The organism is Cognatiluteimonas telluris (genome assembly GCF_011320095.1).
In the GTDB taxonomy this organism is placed as follows: Bacteria; Pseudomonadota; Gammaproteobacteria; order Xanthomonadales; family Xanthomonadaceae; genus Cognatiluteimonas; species Cognatiluteimonas telluris.
In genome coordinates this window covers 1-2,886 of record NZ_JAANOY010000061.1, presented here as the reverse complement: position 1 = coordinate 2,886, position 2,886 = coordinate 1, and the positions used below count along the sequence as shown (strand labels likewise).

2 protein-coding genes are annotated in these 2,886 nt (G+C 67.7%); both read right to left on the bottom strand.

Going from position 1 to position 2,886, the window contains the following annotated elements; all coding sequences use genetic code 11:
• The coding region (locus G7B67_RS12810) for a protease pro-enzyme activation domain-containing protein (protein WP_166213032.1) at positions 1-2,178 on the bottom strand (2,178 nt) is incomplete at its 3' end.
• A gap of 554 nt (positions 2,179-2,732) precedes the next feature.
• A partial coding sequence (locus G7B67_RS12805) for a PPC domain-containing protein (protein ID WP_207780872.1) occupies positions 2,733-2,886 on the bottom strand: 154 nt, incomplete at its 5' end.

Below are 2,886 nucleotides of genomic sequence, written 5' to 3'. Positions count from 1 at the left end.
ACCACCACCACCGCCGGTCGAGTAGCTGCCGGTCAGGCTGACGCCGGAGAACGTCTGGTAGCCCTTGATGTTGATGTAGTAGGTCCCCGCCTGCGCAGTCGCGATCGCGCAGGTTTCCGAGTTGCCGTTGACGTACGGACGGCAGTCGTAGGACGAGTCGGTCGGCTCGCTGCCGAATTTCACGTACATGTCGGCATCACCGGTGCCACCGGACATCACGAACTTCAGCCCGGTCGCGCCGGCCGGCACCACCATCGTGTACTTCAGGTACGCGCCGGTCGACGCCGCCAGGCCCGTCACGGTCACGCCGTTGCTCAGCACGTTGCCGCCGGTGCCGCCGCCGCTCACCGTCACCGAGGACGTCTTGCTCGCGCTCAGGCCACCGTCGTCGGTGACCGTCTCGGTCACGCTGTAGGTGCCGCTGGACGCATAGGTGTGGCTTGGGCTGGCCGACGTCGAGGTGCCACCGTCGCCGAAGGTCCACGCATGCGAGGCGATCGTGCCATCGCTGTCGCTGGAACTGTCGTTGAAGGTCGCGACCAGGCCGCTGGTGGTGAAGCTGAAGTTCGCCGTCGGGGCCGTGTTGCCGCCACCGCCGCCGATGTGCGCCATCGCCGTGTTGAGGATCAGGCTGCCACGGCCGCTGGCCAGGTCGTAGCCGGTGGTGGCGGTGGACCCCGCGTTGTTGCCGGAGACGACGTCATGGAAGTCGGACTGCGGCAGTGCGTAGATCAACGGACCGGCGAAGCCGACGCCGGTGCCCTTGGTGGCGATCACGCGTGCCCACGCACCGGCGAAGAGCGGCGCCGACAGGCTGGTGCCGCCGATCTGCTGGATCGACCCGTTGACGACGACTTTGGAACCCGAGTTCGGGTCGGCATCGAACGCGATGTCGGCCACGCCGCGATGGCTGCCCGACCACAGCGTCTGCCAGCTCGGCTTGGGTTCGAACGTGCTCTGGCTGCCGCCGCTGCCGCTCCACACCGTCTCGCTGCTCCACGTCGTGGTCGACGCATTGAGCGTGGTGCCCGCCGCCGCGATCACGTACTGCGATGCCGCCGGCCAGCTCGGGGTGACGCCGCCGTTGCCGCATTCGTCCGCGCCCGAATCGCCGGTGGAGATCGAGAACGTCTGTCCCTGCGCGACGGCCGTCTGGAAACTCTGGTCCTGCGCCGCGGCCGAGCCGTCGCCCTGGGCGTCGGTTTCGCATTCTCCCAGCGATACGTTGATGATCTTCGCCGCATTGGCCGTCACAGCCGTATTGATGTCGGCGGTCAGGTTGGCGTTGGACAGGGTCGGGATGTTGTAGAAGATGATCTTGCCGACCTGGCCGCCGGCCATGCCGACGATGTCCTGGCTGTCCAGGTTCCACTCGCCCACGCCGCTGGTGTCGGTGCTGGTGCCGTTGGTGTTGATCGTCTGGGTGGTGACGGTCGGCAGGCTGTGGTTGGCGGTGAACGTGTTGAGGTCGGTCACCGTCTGGGTGATCTTGCCCTGGGTGATGATGCCCACGGTGACGCCGGCGCCGGTGGCGACGTTGTCCGCGCCGTAGATCGACGCGAACTCGGTCGGGTAATGCCCGGTCACCGCCTGGGTCTGCAGCCCCAGGTGCGCGCGATGCACGTCCTGCAGGCCGATCACCGAAAGCACCGTGTCCTGCAGCGAGGCCGGGATGTGCACGGCGTGGCTGTTGGCATAGGTGTCGCGGCCATCGTGCGCCTTGACCCGCACCAGCGAGGCCATGAAGGCGTGCTGCGCCGCATCGGCGGTGCCGTCGGCCGAGACCAGCAGGCGGTTGGGCGCGATGACGACATTCGTGAAGCCGAACTGGCGCAGGTACGCGGCCACGCGCTGTGCCTGCGCCGTGGTCGGTGCGTGCCTGGCCATCAGCTGGTCGTGCGACATCGTCTGGCCGAAGGTCGGCGCGCCGCGGTGACCGGCAGCGGCGATGAAGCTCTTCAGCTGGTCGGCGTTGCGCAGCTTGAGCGCGACGGCGATGTGGATCGGATGGCTGCTCGGCAGTGCGCCGAGGACGACATCGCCCTTGCGCAGTGCGGTGGCGGACGCGGCCAGTGCGTTGGCGGCGTGGGCGCCGAGCGGCGCCATCGACGCGGTCACGATCAGGGCGATCGCGGCGACGAGGGCGCGGGGTCGGAATGGGTTGGTGGTGGCGAACATGACGGGAGGGTTGTCCTTGGAGGGATGGCGGGATCGCCTTGGCGGGCGACCGACGGGCGACGGCTGATCGGGACTGCGGACGTCACGGCAACCCAGACCGGCGTCGGCGTCCTGCCGCGGTCGGTCGCAGCACGGGACTGGCTTCCGCCCGCGTGCCGGGTGTCGTTGCCGGTGGAGACCCGCCTGTTCGCGGGCCAAAAACCAGGTGCGCTTGAGGGCGCGACCGATGTCCTGGCCGCAGTGCCACGCTAAGCGAGCGCCACGTTGCAAAGCATGTTGCGAGCGCAGCAAAAACAGCGCCAAAAGCGTGATGCAAGTCACGCATTGCTCGCCAATTGCATTACGGTTTTGTAATGCTTTCTTGACACGCGTCCCGGTTCGGCTCGCGCGGGATTCCGCTTGCCGCCACCGCGCGTGCAGCCCGCGCTCCTGGCGCCATCCCACCGTTCCTGGAATTGGTCGTGCGGATCCTGGCGAAAAAAAACCCCGGCTTGTACGCCGGGGTTCGTCCAGGATGGACGCTGGCTGCTGCAGCCAGCGCCTGGTGCGATTGTTCAGGGCGAGACGGTGCCCTTGAGCGAGACGCCCGAGTACGCGGCATAGGCACGCACGTTGACGTAGTACGTCCCCGCCGTCGGCGCGTTGAACGTGCAGGTCTCGTTGTTGCCGGTCAGGTACGGACGGCAGCTGTAGCTGGACGTGGTCGGC